The organism is Methanobacterium sp. CWC-01 (assembly GCF_030323845.1).
Taxonomy (GTDB): domain Archaea; phylum Methanobacteriota; class Methanobacteria; order Methanobacteriales; family Methanobacteriaceae; genus Methanobacterium; species Methanobacterium aridiramus.
The window spans coordinates 62,657-79,579 of sequence record NZ_CP040735.1 but is presented as its reverse complement, the minus strand read 5'-3'; the positions used below and the strand labels follow the sequence as shown (position 1 = coordinate 79,579).

The following is a 16,923-nucleotide window of genomic DNA, read 5'->3' as shown; positions in this document are numbered from 1 at the left end:
TATTTTTATGCAAATCCGATGTTCAGACCCATCATCAGGGCGAAGCCCAGGATCAGGGAGAAGGTGGCCAGGTCGGTGTGGTTACCCCGCTGACATTCGGGTATGAGCTCCTCCACCGCCACGTAGATCATGGCTCCGGCTGCGAATCCCAGGGCGTAAGGTAGGAGGGGCTGAAACACCGCCACCAGTACAAATCCCAGAAATGCAGATAGGGGTTCGAAGACCCCGGAGAGCTGACCGTACCAGAAACTTTTCAGGGCTGATTTTCCCTCGGCCCGCATGGGCATGGCCACCGCCATTCCCTCCGGGAAGTTGTGAATACCCATCCCAATAGCCAGGGTTATAGCGGCCATCAGTGAGTAAGGGTTGTAGCTTAATGCTGCCGCAGCGAAGGCCACCCCTATGGCCAGTCCCTCGGGGATGTGGTGTAATACCATGGCCAGCACCAGGAGACGGTTACGTTTCCAGGTGGTGTGGATACCCTCTGCTTCGGCACAGGGAGCTCCAGGGTGAACGTGGGGCAGTAACCGGTCACTGACCCCCAGAAATAAAGCCCCTAACAGGAAGCCGAATATAACCGGGAACCACTGGGGCACGTTAGGCGCGGTGTAAATAGTAGCGGCGGGTAAAAGCAGAGAGAAGAAACTTACCGAGATCATAACTCCCGCTGCAAAACCCAGAGAAGCGTCCAGTAAACGGCGGCCTACATTTTTGGTTAAAAATACGGTGGAAGCTCCCAGACCAGTCATGAACCAGGTGAAACAGGTGGCCAGGAGTACCTGTACCAGGGGGTTCGCTAGGAGGTTACCGTTACTCATAACTTTACATAGTTAGGAATGCCTAATAAAAGTAATGGCTTTTTTCAAATACATTGGGGTCCCTTTAAGGTGCACATGACTGTTTAGATGAAACTGACCAGCCGGGCCATCTGCTCCAGGTTACGCACCTCATGCACCTGAGCCCCGGCATCCCGGTACTCGGTTACGCAGCTATCCACCACATCCCACTTCTTGTTCTCCTCCGGGTTGAAAATCAACACCCTCCGGGACTTTCCAGCCATCTCCCGGATGAGGGATGCGCTGAGGGGCTGGCCATCCTCCTTGGGCCCGGCCCAGTCCCGGCAGTCACTCAGGATTATGAGGTTGGACCTGCCATTTAATGTGGCCCGGTCCTGGAAGTCTGTGAATGCCTGGTACATGTTGGAGGTGCCGTGGATCATCAGGTTCTTCATCCGGAGGTCCCTTACCCGGGTGAAGGCATCCAGGAGTCCGGTTTCCCCCAGGGCGGAGGTGGTTTCCACTACCTTGTTATCAAAGTCAAAGACCCTAACCCGGCGGAAGCTGTTCTGGGCAGCGTAGACCAGGCAGAAGAACCAGTTACTTATCCAGTCGCAGGAACCGCTCACATCACACAGGAAATAGTAGTAACCCCCCTTTATCCGGGGACGGGTTTTCACCAGCTCCAGGAGGGTGCCCCCATTTTTAAGGTTCTTACGGATGGTGCGGCGCACATCCGGCCGGAGCCTCTGGGCCTGGCGCATCCGCCGGCTTCTTAAAGTGGCTATCTTTTTACCCATCTCCTGACATAACTGGAAAAGTTCTGGCTGGAAGGAATTCAGGGTGTTAATATCCTGATGCAGCAGGTCCCGTTTCTCATCCAGGTCCAGGTAATCCTCCAGGGGTGGCTGGTAATCAACTTCGGTGGACTGAATCTCCACGGCCTTAAGTTCAGATTGATTTTCCTCATTAAAGAAGAATTGGTGCTGGTTCTTACCCTCGCTGGGGATGTTAACGACAGATTTAACTTTCTTCTTTTTAGGTACATCCTCCTCGGGGGATGGTGCCGGATTCCCCTGGAAAAAGGTCTCATAGAGGGTATTGAACTTCTCCCGCTGGCCCTGGGTTTTCACGTACACCGCCGCCAGGGCATCCTGCAGCTGGGGCTCCTTAAGATGGAATTGTTCCACCACCTGACAGGCAGTCTGGGTGCTCCGGATACTGGCCGGGATCCCGTTACGTCTTAAAAGATCTGAAAAATTAACTATTTTATCCATGATTTTCCCTTAAAAATCATCGTAGAGATGTCCCTCTAACTTGAAAAGATGTTCCTTCACCTTCTTACGATCCTCCTGGGACTTGACCACCACCCCCAGGGTTTCGGTCAGAACCTCCGGTGATGGTTCTTCTTCACCCAGGGTCAATAAACTGCGCACCCAGTCCACTGTGGCCCGTATGGATGGTTTTTTAAGGATATCCATCCTTCGAATACGCTGGATAAGGCTTACCACTTCTTTCAGGAGGGGTAAAGGTGCCTCGGGTACCAGAGCCTTCACGATTTCTAGCTCCCGCTCCGGGTCGGGGTAGTCCAGGTACAGATATAAACAGCGGTCCCGGGTTTCATCCAGGAGGGTGCGCTGGGAGTTGGAAGTTAAAACCACCAGCAGATCGTTGGCCAGCTGGAAGGTACCCAGGTCGTTGACGGTGATCTCCTTCTCCCCCAGGGCCTGCAGGAGGAAGCTCTCCACCTCCTCATCGGCCTTGTCTATCTCGTCAATGAGTATCACCGCGGGCTGCTGGTTGATGAAGGCCTGGAGCAGGGGACGTTTAATGAAAAAGCCCTCCTGGAAGATGTCCTCCTCCCCACTTTTCTGCCGGGATATCTCCAGTTGCAGGAGCTGCTTCTGGTAGTTCCACTCCCCCACGATCTGTTCAAAGGTGATGCCCTCGTAGCACTGCACCCGGAAAAATTCACGGCCCAGGGCCCTGGAAGTAGCCTTGGCCAGTTCGGTCTTACCAGTGCCCGGAGGACCCTCCACCAGGATGGGCTTTTTCATCTGCAGCGCCAGGAAAAGGGTTATCACCAGGTTCTCATCCGGCAGATAATTAACCCCCTCCAATGCCCGAGTCAGGATATCGGGTGTGATCTGTTCGGTGTTCATCATCATGTGGTATGGGGTAATCTACTAAATAAATCTACTAAAAATGGGGGGAAAGGTCCAGCTCCGGGGATTAAAAATAATTATAAATTAGAAAATGTTTCGATGATCTCGTTTCTAGAAAAGGGTTAATCTCGTTTATCTTGTAAAGGGTTAGTTAATCTATTCTATCCCCAAAACGTCCAGAATGGTTTCCACAATACACACCCGATTCCAGCCCACCACCCCACTGGCCAGTTTATCCAGTTCTGGGGGTACCTCTTCCAGTCCGTAGGGCCGGATTAAAATTATGGGTTTATCCAGCTTAAGGGCTAGTTCCACTTGTTTTTTAACCAGTTCCCGGTGGCGGTTGTAGAGTCCCGATAGCACCACCACCACCTGGGCCGATCGGATCTGGTCCTCCAGTTCTTCTTCCTGATTCATATCCGGAACTCCATGGTCCTTCCACTCGAACTCAGGAGCCTCCAGTAGTCTCTGGAAGAAGGCCAGGTACTCCTCATCTCCCGGGCCATTATGGGTGATGAACAAGTGGTGGGTTTCCAGTTCTTCTTCAAACATTCCAGGATACCTCTAACCCTTTAACTTCTCCACCAGGAGGGCCTTCTGCTCATCATCCGCCAGCCAGACCTTAACCTCCTTCCACACCACGTTGCACTTGTCCTTTTCACTTTTTCCCACTACTCGACGTATGGCCAGGTCCACCTCTTTACGTTCTTTCCGGTCCTGGGGGTGAAGGTCTGCCTCTTCCAGGACATCTTTCATATGGCGTAAGTAACAGCTCATGAAAACACCTCTTTGCTTGGTTTAGATAAAATATAATATGGCTACATCTCATAATTAAGCACATGTACCACAGGGCATTATCTAAGACCTTCATCATCCTCACCATGCTACTAATTATCAATTCTTTCTCTCTCCCCCTGGTAAATGCCACGGTCCAGGCACCATCCCAGCCCCTCACCGGTACAGGGGGATCCAATTACACCCATAATGGGGTTACCACCAGTGTCCATGGTGAAGGAGCCACCCAGTACTGGATATTTGAGCCTGCCTCACCTCAACCTGAATCGGCGCCAGTGGTGGTTTTTAACCACGGCTGGCTGGCTACCACCCCCACCTTCTACCAGGCCTGGATAGATCACCTGGTAAAACAGGGCTACATCGTGATTTATCCCCGCTACCAGGAGGACTTCACCACACCCTCCGACCACTTCACCCCCAACGCCTTCAACTCCACCCTGGAGGCCCTGAAAGTCCTGGAAACCGGCAACCACGTACGTCCCATCCGGGACCAGTGGGCCGTTGTGGGCCACTCGGTGGGGGGACTGATCAGCGTGAACATGGCTTCCACTTATGCGACCTACGGTTTATCCCCACCCCTGGCGGTCTTCGCTGTGGAACCCGGCCGCTCCCGTTCCTCCCAGGATCAGGTAGGGCCCCTACTCGCAAATCTGAGCAACATCCCCCCTAATACCCTGCTTTTAGCCCTGGCCGGTGACCAGGACACCTGGGTGGGAGCGGATGATGCTATCCGGATCATAAACAGCACCCCCCAGATACCCCCTCAGAACAAGGACTACATTTTAATGGTCTCTGATACTCATGGAACCCCGGAACTGGTGGCCGACCACTTCACCCCCCTGGCAGCCAGTTTCAATGTTCTGGGCCAGGACTTCCACTTCCTGGTTGACGCCCAGGACTACTACGGCACCTGGAAACTCCTGGACGGACTTTTAGACGCCTCATTTAAGGGCACCAACCAGGAATATGCCCTGGGAAACACCAGCCAGCAACGTTTTATGGGTGCCTGGAGTGATGGACAGGCGGTGAAGGAATTAGTTGTAACTGACAACCCCTAATGGTATGATTCTCATGAATGATTTCCAAATAGCACTGTGCCAGATGAAAGTAGGGTTAGATAAGACTCAGAATGTCAAAAAAGCTGTTAAATTCATAAGAAAAGCAGGAGAAAAGGCGGACTTGGTGGTTTTACCGGAGATGTTCAACTGCCCCTACCAGACCGACCAGTTCCCATCATACGCCGAAGGAGCAGATGAAAGTCCCACCCTAAAGGCCGTATCTCGCGCAGCCCGGGACACAGAGGTCTACCTGGTAGCTGGATCCATACCCGAAAGGGACCAGGACCACATTTACAACACCAGCTTCATCTACAACCCCACCGGGGAACTGATAGGCCGCCACCGTAAGCTGCACCTCTTCGATATAGATGTTCCCGGCCAGATACAGTTTAAAGAATCAGAAACCCTCACCCCTGGAGACCAGGTCACCGTGGTGGACACGGATTTCGGCAAACTGGGAGTGGCCATCTGTTATGACATCCGCTTCCCGGAACTAGCCCGGCTCATGACCCTGCAGGGGGCCCAACTCCTGGTGTTCCCCGGGGCCTTTAACTTGACCACTGGCCCCGCCCACTGGGAGATCCTCTCACGGACACGGGCCCTGGATAATCAGGTCTACCTGGCCACTTGCTCGCCGGCCAGGGATGAAAAAGCATCCTATGTAGCCTACGGACATTCCCTGGTGGCTGATCCCTGGGGAGAGGTGATATTCCAGGCGGGTATCGGGGAAGAAATACTATACGCTTCTATTAAGGCCTCCCGGGTGGATGAAATCCGCCAGGAGCTGCCCCTTCTAAAAAACCGGCGCAGGGACCTTTACACTCTTGATCTGAAAAAATAGATGTATACTTATTAAAAAAATTAGAATTGATCAGGGACGGATGTAAATCCAGCCATCCTTCTGCCTTCTTACCAGCTCACCCACACCCGAAGGGACCACCCTAACTCCCTCTAACAGGTCCTCGGGTTTAAGATTCAGGGATCGCATGGTGTTTTTACACACTGCAAGGTGCACACCCTTCCCTTGAAGGTTCTGTACACGTTCCAAGTGGGGATTTTCCTCTTTCAGGTATAGCACCACTCCCTGAGAATAGGCCACCAGTTCGATCTCCGCTTCCTTCAGATCATACAGGAGGTTGGTTATATTGTTCAAAACCAGGTTAATGCGGTAGTCATCTGCTTCATTAAGCTGGAAGATCACCCGATACATATGGAAAACCTCAGGGATTATTTTTTCTGTATCTTCTTCAGGGCCTTGTTGGCCACCTTCTTGAAGTCTTTATCCCCGGTGGCTTTTCTTCTAGCCTTTTTAATGGGATCTATAGCCTTTTCATCACCTATATCCCCCAGGGCCTTCATCACTGCCAAGCGAACACCCCAATCATCATCTTCCAAGGTTTCCAAGAGGGGCTTCACGGCTTTACTGCTTTTAAGCTCACCCAGGGCTTTGGCCGAGAATTTACGCACCCCAAAGTCAGGGTCCTTCAGGGCGGCTATGAGGCTATCAGCCACCTGTTCGGAGCCCATATTCTTCAGGGCCACGGTGGCGTATTTGCGCATCTGGTCATCATTGGATTTTAAAAGTTTAACCAGAGGGTCTATGGCTTCATCACCTATTTCCCCTAGTTTCTGGGCGGCCTCAAATCGTACCAGGGGGTCATCGTCTTCAAATTTTCCAATTAATTCTGTAATGAGTTCTTCGGTTTTGGTCAACCAATCACCAACTACGATCCAGTTTGTAAAATAATTATAAAAAAATAGGTCATATCCGGTTTTAATCGGATATATGTCAATTTTACAGTATATCGACGCTGATGCCTTCGTCTTTTTCCTGTTTGGGTATTTCAATCTTCAATACACCGTTTTCGAATTTGGCCTCTGCTTCTTCAGGGACCACCTTCTTGGGCAGGCGTACCGTTCGGTGAATGTAGCCAGTCTTACGATCTTTGACCGTTACGAAGCTACCACCCATACTGTGTTCCACGTCGAATTTGGCTTTAACCTTCAACTTGGATTCGGTGAGCTTTAATGAAATGTCCTCTTTTTTGATACCGGGGAGTATTAAGTGCACGATGACGCTTTCATCAGTTTCCAGTATGTCCTTTCCCGGCAGGAACTTGTAGTCAACCAGTGACTTTTCAATGTCGAAGCGGACTTTATCCACGGTACGGGCCGTGTCGTCCAACATCTCCTTAACTATTTCTTTCATTTCTTTTTTGGTTTCTTTCATTTTTTCACCTCATATTTTGAGTCAGCTTATAATTTCTTTGCCTGATGATATAAAATTTTCGACAACAAAATAAAAGGGCCTTATAAGAAAACTTGGATGAGGATATATCACCAAAAACAGGTGTTTTAAAAGCCTTTAGCCCACATTAACCATCCCAGTGCACCGCCCACCGAACCGATAAGCCCATCTACCATGAGCCCAATGATCATAGCCAATATCCCCATTTCCATCATAGATGCCCCTGGTCCGAAGCCAATTAAGCTAGTCATGAGGAACATGGTTACCATAAACACCACCCCAGCCAATACCGCGCAAAGTGCACCCCACAGTGCTCCTTTTGCAAGGTCATTCCGACTGCGGTAACCCACCACCATGGTGGCCGCCAGAAATCCCAGATAGGATCCCAGACTACCCATTAAAAGTCCCAGAATTATACTTAAGATCAGAACTAAGATAATGCCCAGAATAACCTCGAAATAATCGTACAACTCTTATCACCCTTTGAAATGTGGTGGTGGAAACCTTAGACTGCATTAAAACTCTTAACTGAACTTCCGCAGTATGGCAATGGAGAAACCAATGGCCAGAGCCGCACCCACCAAGAATATGATGCTGCCTATGGTGGAAAAGCCGATACCGGGCATGGGCATCCCCTTGTCACTCTGCATGATGAGAGAAGAGCCGATGATGAGGGAGGATATGATCAGGGCCAGAGCCACCCGGTTGGTGATCTTCTCCAGGTGTAGGGAGAACTCATCCAGTTCTTTGTGTTCGATCTCCATCTTGATCCGGCCATCCTCGGCCCGCATCAGGATACGGTTAATAGTCTGGGGCAGATCCTTCAGGAGGTGCTCGGTTTCGAAGAGATAGCGTACCTGGTAGTTTCTCCAGCGCAGAGGATTTAAACGTCCCTTCAGGAGTTTGCGGATCATGGGCTCCGCCACTTCTATACCATTGAAGTTGGGGTCCAGTTTCCTTCCCAGATCCTCGGCCATGCTCAGCACCCGGCCCAGGAGTATGAAATCCCGGGGCAGTTTCAGCTGGTGCTCGGAGACCACGTCGGGCATGCTGAACTCGGTGATCATACCCCCCACATCCTTGATCTCCGCCCCGTAGTACTGGTCCAGGAGGTCCATCAGGGTGTACTTGAAGTGTTCCAGGTCCGAGTCCTCATCGATCATCCGCATGTACACCATCTGGTTGATAATGCCTTTAACATCGTACTTGGCGGTGTAGATGAATAATTCTGCCAAGTCATCCCGGAACTCCCGTTCCAGGTGGCCGGTCATGCCGAAGTCCACGAAGCATAAACGGTTACCGGGTAATACCATGATGTTACCCGGGTGGGGGTCGGCGTGGAAGAATCCGTGCATAAATATCTGTTTAAAGTAGCACTCGGTACCCACCAGCGCGATGGTCTTGCCACTAATCTTTTCATCCGATTCTAAAAGTTCACTGATCTTGGTACCATGTATAAACTCCATGGTCAGGACTTTACTGGTGGAGTAGTCCCGGTACACCTCCGGGGCAGAAACTTTCTCATCCCCCTCAAAGAGGGTGCGGAAACGTTCAATGTTACGGGCTTCCTGGGCAAAATCAAGTTCTCTACGTATAGTTCTCTCGAATTCATCCACTATTCCAGGGAAATTATAATATTTAACCTTCCTGATCCGGGTATCGGCCTGCTGGGCCAGGTAGCGCATGATGGCTACATCCTGTTTTATAATATCGATGATTCCCCTTTTCTGTACTTTAACCGCCACTTCAGTTCCATCCATCAGCCGGGCTTTGTGCACCTGGGCTATGGATGCCGAGGCTATGGATTTTTCTTCAAATTCCTGGAATAATTCCTCCAGGGGGGATCCCAGTTCCTCCTCCACCACCGCTTTGATTTCGCTGAAGGGAACCGGAGGCACATCATCCTGCAGTCTGGATAATTCATCGGCAATCTCCATACCAACCAGATCCGGTCGGGTGCTCAGGACCTGGCCCAGTTTAATGTAGGTGGTTCCCAACTCCTCCAAGGCAGCGCGGAAACGTGAGGGGGCGGTGTTATCTAACTCCTTACCCAGATCTCCACCCAGCAGAAATTCGGGTGAAAGCTTTCTTCTAAAGCCCAACTGCATCAGGGTGTTTCCGAAGCGGTACTTGGACAGGACGCCCAGTATTCCCCGTACCCGTTTAAGATCTGGCTTGGAGTTACCGAAGGGTGGTACGCTCATAGGTTTAGATTATGTGCTCTTTCATATATTATTTTTTAAGGTACTGGATGCAAAGATTAAGGATAAGGGGGAGAAGGTCTGTGCAAATCAACTGGGATTATAGTAAATACTTCTACATTACCGCAGTTATCCTGATAGTAGTCGCTTTTTTCGTGGCTAACGTGGAGATAAAGTCCCAAATGGCCAATATATCTGCTATATTCATCATCGCCCTCTCGCTACCCTGTTACGCGGCCATGATACTATGGTTGGGCTGGAAGAAGGGCCTGGTAACCATAGTAATATTCAGCATCTACGCCCTGATCATTGAAACCCTGGCCATCATCACCGGATTCCCCTACAGCCCCTTCGAATACACCGGTCTCATTGGGACTAAGGTCTTTGGATACACTCCCTTCACAGTCCCCTTCGCCTACGTACCCCTATTCCTGGGATGCATATACCTGGCTGGTAATATGACCATCCTAAAAAATGGTAGTAAAGATATCAAGTCTGGTGAAACCCCCTTGGGCCCTAAAATTCTCTTCATAGCAGCCACGGCGCTTTTGGTATTAGCCGCTGATCTGGTCCTGGACCCGGCAGCGGTGGCCCTTAACTTCTGGAACTACCTCTGGCCCGGCTTCTTCTACGATGTGCCCCTGGCGAACTTTCTGGGTTGGATATTAACCGGAGCCCTGGCATCGGGCCTGGCCCTCCTGGTCCTGGGCGCCTCCCTGCAACAGCCCCCACCCCGGGGAGTGGTCTCCAGTCTGTTTCTTATCCTGTCCTTCTGGGCAGCGGTATGCTTCTATCTGGGCCTGTTCATTCCGGGATTGATAGGGATAATCTTCGTAATCTACATCTTAAAGGAGACTGGAGGGCATGTGGGTGATTTCTCCAGAAATTGAACATTTTTTTTAAGTCAGGGCCCAGAAGTAGGCATCCAGGATGATGATGCAACTGAATAAGCCTACCAGGTTGTAGGTGGCCAGTCTGGTGGCTGTCTCCTTCTGGTTGCTGCTCTTCCACCAGGACCATAAAGCCAGACCCGTGGGTAACAGTGAAATCAGGGCCACCACCCTGAAATCGGGCACCACAAATAGATTAGAAAAGGATAGTAACAGGAAGAAGATCGTAGCTAATGACCCGAAAATACCGGCCAATCTAAACCCGGCTAAACGGCCATGATCCGCTACATAGGTGTGTTTAGCTCCCTTCACATCACTTTCCAGGTCAGGGATCTCCACGCTCATGATAAACAGCACCTGGTAGCACATCAGGGGCAGGGTGAAGATGACACTCTCCAGGGTCAGGTAACCGGCCAGGGACAGGAAACCCAGACTGGGAATTAAAAATCCACTGGCTACCATGGCTACTTCCCCCCAGCCACGATAGGAAAGTTGCAGGGGTGGGGCGGAGTAGTACCAGGCCAGGAAAACACCCAGAATGCTCAGGACCAGAAACAGGGGCACCTGAAAATAAATGGTGAATAGGACCGCCAGCAGGATGGAACCCCCGATGAGGGTGAGGGCAATTCTCCGAGCCAGGGGTCGCAGGTGGGGATGCTTGACCAGGATGCCACTGCCCCCGGTAAACAGGGTGGGCTCTCCATGTTTATCCACCTCCACGTCGAAGTAATCGTTGCTGTAGGACACCGAAAGATGGGCCGGCATCACTACCAAGTAAGCCCATAAGAATCTTTCCAGGGAGGAGGGAAAGTTAAAAAGCACCGCCAGGAGGGCACCCGCGGTGAATAAGAAAAAACCCGCCCCCAGAAAGTGGAAACGTCCCAGTTTAAGTAGATTTATGAAATCTTCCAGGTTCAAGCTGCGTTCAACTCCTTTAATCTGGGAAATACTCAGAATAAAGAAATTTCTGTAAATTCAGTCTTTTTATCTAGAATATTACCCCGTAAACACTCAATATTAATTATATTGTGCCTTTAAAGTTAAAATTTTTATAGTAAGTTAGCAAATACTATCTTAATGTCTATGAAAATAGACCCCATATTTGTACATAGTTTTAAGAGCATCTTTGGTGGAAAAAAATGAAAGTTATAGTAGTAGGAGCCGGATTCGGAGGATTATCTGCAGCAGCTTTACTGGCCAAAGACGGCTATGAAGTGAAGGTACTGGAAAAAAATGAAGGCCCGGGAGGTCGGGCCAGTGTCTACCGTGACCAGGGATTCCACTTCGACATGGGACCCTCCTGGTACCTAATGCCCGATGTGTACGAACACTTTTACGCTAACTTTAATAAAAAACCGGAAGACTTCTTCCAACTGGACCGCCTGGACCCATCCTACCGGGTCTACTTCTCCGAAGACGAGGTGGTGGATGTTGAATCCGAATTGGAGAAGAACTTCGCCCTGTTTGACACCTTCGAAGAAAATGGAGGCGAAAAACTGAAGGAATACCTGGCCTCAGCCGAGAAGATGTACGAATTATCGGTTAAGGAACTTTTATACAAGGATTATCGTACCATCCTGGACTTTTTGAATGGTAAAATGCTCCTGAGCGGTATTCGCCTTAACATCCTGGAAAACCTGGAGCACTTCGTGGACCGTAAATTCGAGAGTGACCAGGCCCGGAAGATAGTGCAGTACTCCATTGGATTTCTGGGAAGCTCACCCAAACGCACCCCCTCCCTTTACCATATCATGTCCCACATCGACCTCACTATGGGTGTCTTCTATCCCCAGGGAGGTATGAGAAGGGTGGCCAGTTCCATCTACGAACTGGCCCAGTCCCACGGTACCCAGTTCCTATTCAACGAACCAGTGGAGAAGATCATAGTAGAGGATGGCCTGGCCACAGGAGTACAGACCAGTAACGGGATTTATGAGGCTGACCTGGTCCTGGTCAACGCGGACTATCCCTTCACCGAGATGGAACTCCTGAAGGATAAGTACCAGACCTACCCGGCCAGTTACTGGGAAAAGAAGGTATTAGCCCCATCCTCCCTGGTGGCCTACGTGGGTATTGATCGGGAGATGCAGAACCTGGTACATCACAACCTCTTCCTGGACAAAGACTGGGCAGAAGGCTTCGACACCTTATTCGACCCCAAAAAGGCGACCTGGCCAGAAAATCCATCCTACTACGTTAACATACCCTCCAAGACCGACCGCACCGCCGCCCCACCTGGCATGGACACCCTGTTCATCCTGATACCTCTGGCTCCGGGATTGGAGGACACCGAAGAACGTCGTCAGAAGCTGTACCAGCACATCCTGGATGATCTGGAGGCCAAAACCGGAGAGAACATCCGGGACCACATCCTGGTGGAAAGGATCTTCGCCCTGAACGACTTCAAAGAAAGATACAACGCCTACAAGGGCACAGCCCTGGGACTTTCCCATACCATGCGCCAGACAGCCCTGTTCCGTCCGGCACACAAAAGTAAGAAGGTAAAAAACCTGTACTACACAGGACAATACACCCACCCTGGTATAGGGGTGCCCATGACCTTTATATCCTCCGAAATTGTAGCTAAAGAAATAAATGAAGATTATGGTAAATGATGTGACCAATATAAGGTGGATGAAATGACCCATAGCACCATCTACTCCCTCTTTAAAAAGGGAAGCAAAACATACTTTTACAGCACCCTCTTTTTCCCAAAACGGGTTAAGGAAGAGGTTTTCATACTCTACAGCTTCCTCCGTAAGGCCGATGACTACGTGGATGCCATCCCCCAGGATGCGGAAGGCTTTTATGCCTTCCAGGAACGTTACCACCAGGCCCGGGAGGGGATCACCACCGGGGATGTGGTGGTGGACTCCTTCGCCCACTTATCCGCGGAGAAGAAATTCGATGAAAAATGGACCCTGGCCTTCCTGAAATCCATGGAGATGGACGTTACCAAAACCGAGTACCAGGACATGGATGAACTTTTAACCTACCTCTACGGTTCCTCTGAGGTGGTGGGACTCTTCATGGCCCGGATCATGGGCCTGTCCCCTGATTCCTACCCTGCCGCGCGGTATCTGGGAAGGGCCATGCAGTACATCAACTTCATCCGGGACATCGACGAGGACCTGGATCTGGGAAGGGTGTACTTCCCCCAGGAAGATCTAAAAATGTTCGGACTGGACAGTCTCCAACCGGAAGAAGCCCGGAGGAATCCAGAGGGGTTCAGATCCTTTGTACATAAACAACTGGATACTTATATGGAGTGGCAGGTTAAAGCCGAGGCTGGATTCAAATATATACCCTACCGTTACCTGATACCAGTTAAAACTGCCTCCGACCTCTACAAGTGGACTGGGGCCCAGATCAGAAAGGATCCCCTGGTGGTCTACCAGCGCAAAGTCAAACCATCCCTACCCCAGATCATCAGCCACGTCTTCAGCAACTCCCTCCGCTTAGGATTCAACTAATAGTTATCCGGACAAACTAGGGGTATGTTATGAACCTTTTATCCTTCAGCTTCAAGGTATCCCGACCCCGGTTCTGGATCTACTCCGGCGGCACCTATGTGGTGGGATATGCCCTGGGTTTTGCCTTTTTAGGAGACTTCTTCCGCCCCGAGTACTACCTCTACCTTTTCTACTTTTTCTTCCCAGCCAACATCTTCATCTACGGGGTTAACGACTACTGGGATGAGGAAACTGATCTTCTAAATCCTAAAAAGGATGAAAAAGAATTAAGACTCCAGAGACGTGATAAAAAAAGACTTTTAAACCTGATATTTCTGGTCACTGGTTTTTCCTTCCTGTTGATGTTCATCCAGGATAACACTGAAAGGATACTCTTCGGGATCTTCCTGTTTCTATCCTACTTCTACAGTGCCCGGCCGCTACGCTTCAAAGAGAAGCCCTTCCTGGATTTTGCCTCCAACTACCTGTACATTATGCCCGGTATTTTTGCCTACTACCTGGCCGCCGGTTCCCTGCCACCCGGGATTTATATGCTGGGAGCCTTCTTTCACATATCCGCCATGCACATCTTCTCCGCCATACCAGACATTAAATATGATGCCGATGCTGGAATAAACACCACTCCCGTATATGTGGGGAAAAAAGCATCTCTAGTATTGTGCCTCCTTTTCTGGACATCATTGTCGGTTATTGTGGTCTACCTGTCCGAATTTTATCCATTGAGCTTCCTGGTCTTTCTATATCCGCTCTTCCCCCTCCTGTTACTGGTAAAACGGGATCTTGCCATTGAAAAGTTGTACTGGTATCTGCCTTACGTTAACACCGGCCTGGGTGGATTGTTATTCACATCTATGGTGGTTTACAAACTCTTTTTCGTATGAGGGGAGTTATGAATATTTTTAAACCAGTTTAACAGCTTATACCGCATTACGGTTACCCTATTTATTTTTTTCCTCTTGACTCCTGATAGTAACCCATAACTTATAGGATACCCTAGAGTTGTAGGGAATTGGTTAATGTCACAAACCACGATTATGGTGGCGGTGGAGGATGCCCTCGAAGCCCGGAAACTTGGCCAGATATTGGATTATAAAGGTTTTCAGGTTCTTGACGTTTCTAATATTAGTGAGGAATATTTAAACACAGTTTCTGATTCTATCCCTGATCTTATCATCATGGACGTTGTTTTTAATTCTGATAACAGGGTTTTAGAGGTTATTGATTCATTTAAAACCGAAAACAGTCTTCCTCTTATTTTTTTAAGCACGGGTAATACTGACCTGTATTTGAGCAAAAATGATTTATTAAACACCTACGGGTACCTGATAAAACCGGTGGATCCCCAGGAACTCGTCTACACGGTGGAAATGGCCCTTTACAAGCACCGGATGGAGAACGCCCTCCGGGTGAGTGAGGAGCGTTACCGGTTGCTGGTGGAAAATGCCGATGACCCGATAGCCATGGTGAACTACCAGGGCGAATTCGTCATGGCCAACAGCAGTGCCAACCGTTTTTTTGGCCTGAACCCCCAGGGACTGGTGGGTAAGAAGATGTGGGACATCTTTCCCCCTGAACATGCCGAACGTCAGATGGAAAGTATACGCCGGGTGATTGACACCAACCAGGGGATGACCGTAGAAGAGGAAACCGTGATAAAAGATGATAAACGGTGGTTCAGCACCAACCTCCAGCCCATAACCACTCCCCAGGGAAAATCACCAGCGGTACAGCTCATTGCCCGAGATATCACCGAGAACAAGAAAAATGAGATCTACCTACTGGAAAGGAGAAACTTCCTGACCGGGGTGCTGGATGATATGCTAACCTTCGTAGCAGTCCTGGAGCCTGATGGCCGGGTGGTGTTTGTTAACAACACTCCCCTGGCCCTGATCGACACTACCCTGGAGGAAGTGCAGGGGTCCATGTTCCCGGACTTGAAATTCTGGTCACTTTCCTCCCAGCTCCGGGAACGTATTGAACAGGACATTATGCTATGTGCCGGTGGAGAAACCATCAAGGAAGAACTGGAGATCTACACCAAAAACGGCCCCCTATGGATCGAGTACAGCATGCACCCGTTCTATGATCCGGAGGGCAACCTGCAGTATCTGGTCCCGGAGGGTAGGGATATCAGCTCCCAAAAGCAGATAGAAGAGAATCTATTATCAGAAAAATCAAAATTAAGAACTATAACCGAGAATGCACCCTTTGGACTGGTGCTTATTGATGCCCAGGGCCACTACCTCTACGTGAATCCCAAATTTGAGGAAATATCAGGTTACACCCTGGAAGATGTGTCTAATGGAAAAGAATGGTTTAAGAAGGCCTATCCTGATCCTGAAACCAGGCGTGAAGCAGTTTCTACCTGGATAGAAGATTTTAAAGGATCTAAACCGGGGGATAAGGCTTCCCGCATTTTTCCCATAACCAGTAAAGGGGGAGAGGTGAAGATCATCTACTTCATACCGGTGCGTTTGGAGAATGGCGAGTACCTCATGACCATGGAGGATATCACCAAACAGATGCAGGTGGAACGGGCCTTAAAGGGCAGTGAAGAGAAATTCCGTACCCTGGCCCAGACCGCCATGGATGCCATCATCATCACCGATGAGGACGGGGTCGTGGTTTTCTCCAACCGCAGTCTGGAACGGATCTTCGACTACAGTGAAGCGGATATACTGGGACAACCAGTGGACATCCTGATCCCGGAAAGATACCAGGCCGACTTTGCCGGACAGATGGAGCTGCCCCAATCCAAGCCAGATAATGGTTCCGGTAAAGTTTTCGAGTCTTATGGTCTACGTAAGGATGGGAGTGAATTTCCCCTGGAGATGTCACTCAACTCCTGGCAGCTGGAAGGAAAATGCTACACCACCGCTATTTTGAGGGATGTAACTCGCCGCAAGCTCAATGAATTTAAAATGAAGATGAGGGAGGAGATCTTCCAGTTAATGGCCCGGAATATTGAGGAGGTTTTCTGGATGATCGATCCTCTAAATGGCCAGTTACTGTACATGAGTCCCTCCTACCAGAAGATATGGGGCTCCTCCATAAGCCAACTCTACCAGAATCCCCGATCCTGGATTGAATCCATACACCCCCAGGACCAGAAGAAGTTCATCCACCACATCTACGGATCCCTGGAAATCAATGACCTGACCCGGACCAAATCCATGGAATGCCGATTAAAGCGTCCGGATGGAGCCACCCGCTGGATCAGGATCCGTTCCTTCCCGGTAATAAACGAAAATAAGCAAATATATCGCAGGGTGGGTCTGGCCAAGGACATAACCTACCGGAAAACCGGAGAAGAATAA

18 protein-coding genes are annotated in these 16,923 nt (G+C 50.0%); 7 read left to right on the top strand and 11 right to left on the bottom strand.

The annotated features are described in order from the left end of the window. Positions 1 to 5: 5 nt before the first annotated feature. The 5 genes from FGU46_RS00355 to FGU46_RS00335 form a co-directional block, all read right to left on the bottom strand. On the bottom strand, positions 6 to 818 hold the full coding sequence (locus tag FGU46_RS00355; RefSeq protein ID WP_286475342.1) for a ZIP family metal transporter: 813 nt from the start codon (positions 816 to 818) through the stop codon (positions 6 to 8). Between the two features lie 83 nt (positions 819 to 901). Further along, positions 902 to 2,053, bottom strand: coding sequence for a vWA domain-containing protein (locus tag FGU46_RS00350; RefSeq protein WP_286475339.1), 1,152 nt, complete (start codon positions 2,051 to 2,053; stop codon positions 902 to 904). Between the two features lie 9 nt (positions 2,054 to 2,062). Then, on the bottom strand, positions 2,063 to 2,938 hold the full coding sequence (locus FGU46_RS00345; protein WP_286478463.1) for an AAA family ATPase: 876 nt from the start codon (positions 2,936 to 2,938) through the stop codon (positions 2,063 to 2,065). Positions 2,939 to 3,097: 159 nt separating this feature from the next. After that, positions 3,098 to 3,493 (bottom strand): TIR domain-containing protein, encoded by a 396-nt coding sequence (locus tag FGU46_RS00340; protein WP_286475337.1) that lies wholly within the window; start codon positions 3,491 to 3,493, stop codon positions 3,098 to 3,100. 12 nt (positions 3,494 to 3,505) lie between these two features. Then, a complete protein-coding gene (locus tag FGU46_RS00335) occupies positions 3,506 to 3,718 on the bottom strand; it encodes a hypothetical protein (protein ID WP_286475335.1) in 213 nt (70 codons plus the stop codon). A 62-nt stretch (positions 3,719 to 3,780) separates the two neighbouring features. On the opposite strand from FGU46_RS00335, the gene FGU46_RS00330 reads away from it, so the two are divergent. Both FGU46_RS00330 and FGU46_RS00325 read left to right on the top strand, forming a co-directional pair. Continuing rightward, positions 3,781 to 4,794 (top strand): alpha/beta hydrolase family protein, encoded by a 1,014-nt coding sequence (locus tag FGU46_RS00330; RefSeq protein ID WP_286475333.1) that lies wholly within the window; start codon positions 3,781 to 3,783, stop codon positions 4,792 to 4,794. A 13-nt stretch (positions 4,795 to 4,807) separates the two neighbouring features. Further along, the gene (locus FGU46_RS00325) at positions 4,808 to 5,635 is read left to right on the top strand and encodes a carbon-nitrogen hydrolase family protein (RefSeq protein WP_286475331.1); all 828 of its coding nucleotides are present in this window, start codon (positions 4,808 to 4,810) and stop codon (positions 5,633 to 5,635) included. 30 nt (positions 5,636 to 5,665) lie between these two features. On the opposite strand, the gene FGU46_RS00320 is transcribed toward FGU46_RS00325, so the two are convergent. The 5 genes from FGU46_RS00320 to FGU46_RS00300 all read right to left on the bottom strand — a co-directional run bounded on the left by FGU46_RS00320 (position 5,666) and on the right by FGU46_RS00300 (position 9,246). Next, positions 5,666 to 6,004, bottom strand: coding sequence for a DsrE family protein (locus FGU46_RS00320; RefSeq protein WP_286475329.1), 339 nt, complete (start codon positions 6,002 to 6,004; stop codon positions 5,666 to 5,668). A gap of 17 nt (positions 6,005 to 6,021) precedes the next feature. Continuing rightward, the gene (locus FGU46_RS00315; protein ID WP_286475326.1) at positions 6,022 to 6,507 is read right to left on the bottom strand and encodes a HEAT repeat domain-containing protein; all 486 of its coding nucleotides are present in this window, start codon (positions 6,505 to 6,507) and stop codon (positions 6,022 to 6,024) included. Positions 6,508 to 6,589: 82 nt separating this feature from the next. Further along, positions 6,590 to 7,024: an Hsp20/alpha crystallin family protein gene (locus tag FGU46_RS00310; RefSeq protein WP_286475323.1), complete on the bottom strand. Its 435-nt coding sequence runs from the start codon at positions 7,022 to 7,024 to the stop codon at positions 6,590 to 6,592. A gap of 125 nt (positions 7,025 to 7,149) precedes the next feature. Then, the gene (locus tag FGU46_RS00305) at positions 7,150 to 7,512 is read right to left on the bottom strand and encodes a DUF5518 domain-containing protein (RefSeq protein ID WP_286475321.1); all 363 of its coding nucleotides are present in this window, start codon (positions 7,510 to 7,512) and stop codon (positions 7,150 to 7,152) included. A 54-nt stretch (positions 7,513 to 7,566) separates the two neighbouring features. Next, positions 7,567 to 9,246 carry an ABC1 kinase family protein gene (locus tag FGU46_RS00300; protein ID WP_286475318.1) on the bottom strand — a complete coding sequence of 560 codons (1,680 nt, stop codon included), beginning with the start codon at positions 9,244 to 9,246 and terminating at the stop codon, positions 7,567 to 7,569. Positions 9,247 to 9,326: 80 nt separating this feature from the next. Between FGU46_RS00300 and FGU46_RS00295 the strand changes: the two genes are divergently transcribed. Beyond that, positions 9,327 to 10,133: a carotenoid biosynthesis protein gene (locus FGU46_RS00295; RefSeq protein WP_286475315.1), complete on the top strand. Its 807-nt coding sequence runs from the start codon at positions 9,327 to 9,329 to the stop codon at positions 10,131 to 10,133. Between the two features lie 9 nt (positions 10,134 to 10,142). Here FGU46_RS00295 and FGU46_RS00290 read toward each other — a convergent pair whose 3' ends face one another. After that, entirely contained in the window at positions 10,143 to 11,051 is a 909-nt protein-coding gene (locus FGU46_RS00290; RefSeq protein WP_286475313.1) for a prenyltransferase, read from the bottom strand. A 221-nt stretch (positions 11,052 to 11,272) separates the two neighbouring features. Between FGU46_RS00290 and FGU46_RS00285 the strand changes: the two genes are divergently transcribed. From FGU46_RS00285 to FGU46_RS00270, 4 genes are all read left to right on the top strand, one after another. Beyond that, positions 11,273 to 12,748, top strand: a complete 1,476-nt coding sequence (locus FGU46_RS00285) for a phytoene desaturase family protein (protein WP_286475310.1) — start codon at positions 11,273 to 11,275, stop codon at positions 12,746 to 12,748. Between the two features lie 24 nt (positions 12,749 to 12,772). Next, a complete protein-coding gene (locus FGU46_RS00280) occupies positions 12,773 to 13,606 on the top strand; it encodes a phytoene/squalene synthase family protein (RefSeq protein WP_286475307.1) in 834 nt (277 codons plus the stop codon). A 29-nt stretch (positions 13,607 to 13,635) separates the two neighbouring features. Further along, on the top strand, positions 13,636 to 14,487 hold the full coding sequence (locus FGU46_RS00275) for a prenyltransferase (protein ID WP_286475305.1): 852 nt from the start codon (positions 13,636 to 13,638) through the stop codon (positions 14,485 to 14,487). A 135-nt stretch (positions 14,488 to 14,622) separates the two neighbouring features. Next, positions 14,623 to 16,923: a PAS domain S-box protein gene (locus tag FGU46_RS00270; RefSeq protein WP_286475303.1), complete on the top strand. Its 2,301-nt coding sequence runs from the start codon at positions 14,623 to 14,625 to the stop codon at positions 16,921 to 16,923.

Excerpts from the sequence above, each read along its gene's own strand:
- FGU46_RS00325 (WP_286475331.1), top strand. The coding sequence starts at position 4,808 with ATGAATGATTTCCAAATAGCACTGTGCCAGATGAAAGTAGGGTTAGAT.
- FGU46_RS00330 (WP_286475333.1), top strand. The coding sequence starts at position 3,781 with ATGTACCACAGGGCATTATCTAAGACCTTCATCATCCTCACCATGCTA.
- FGU46_RS00335 (WP_286475335.1), bottom strand. The coding sequence starts at position 3,718 with ATGAGCTGTTACTTACGCCATATGAAAGATGTCCTGGAAGAGGCAGAC.
- FGU46_RS00285 (WP_286475310.1), top strand. The coding sequence starts at position 11,273 with ATGAAAGTTATAGTAGTAGGAGCCGGATTCGGAGGATTATCTGCAGCA.
- FGU46_RS00270 (WP_286475303.1), top strand. The coding sequence starts at position 14,623 with ATGTCACAAACCACGATTATGGTGGCGGTGGAGGATGCCCTCGAAGCC.
- FGU46_RS00280 (WP_286475307.1), top strand. The coding sequence starts at position 12,773 with ATGACCCATAGCACCATCTACTCCCTCTTTAAAAAGGGAAGCAAAACA.
- FGU46_RS00275 (WP_286475305.1), top strand. The coding sequence starts at position 13,636 with ATGAACCTTTTATCCTTCAGCTTCAAGGTATCCCGACCCCGGTTCTGG.
- FGU46_RS00300 (WP_286475318.1), bottom strand. The coding sequence starts at position 9,246 with ATGAGCGTACCACCCTTCGGTAACTCCAAGCCAGATCTTAAACGGGTA.
- FGU46_RS00320 (WP_286475329.1), bottom strand. The coding sequence starts at position 6,004 with ATGTATCGGGTGATCTTCCAGCTTAATGAAGCAGATGACTACCGCATT.
- FGU46_RS00350 (WP_286475339.1), bottom strand. The coding sequence starts at position 2,053 with ATGGATAAAATAGTTAATTTTTCAGATCTTTTAAGACGTAACGGGATC.
- FGU46_RS00340 (WP_286475337.1), bottom strand. The coding sequence starts at position 3,493 with ATGTTTGAAGAAGAACTGGAAACCCACCACTTGTTCATCACCCATAAT.
- FGU46_RS00310 (WP_286475323.1), bottom strand. The coding sequence starts at position 7,024 with ATGAAAGAAACCAAAAAAGAAATGAAAGAAATAGTTAAGGAGATGTTG.
- FGU46_RS00355 (WP_286475342.1), bottom strand. The coding sequence starts at position 818 with ATGAGTAACGGTAACCTCCTAGCGAACCCCCTGGTACAGGTACTCCTG.
- FGU46_RS00345 (WP_286478463.1), bottom strand. The coding sequence starts at position 2,938 with ATGAACACCGAACAGATCACACCCGATATCCTGACTCGGGCATTGGAG.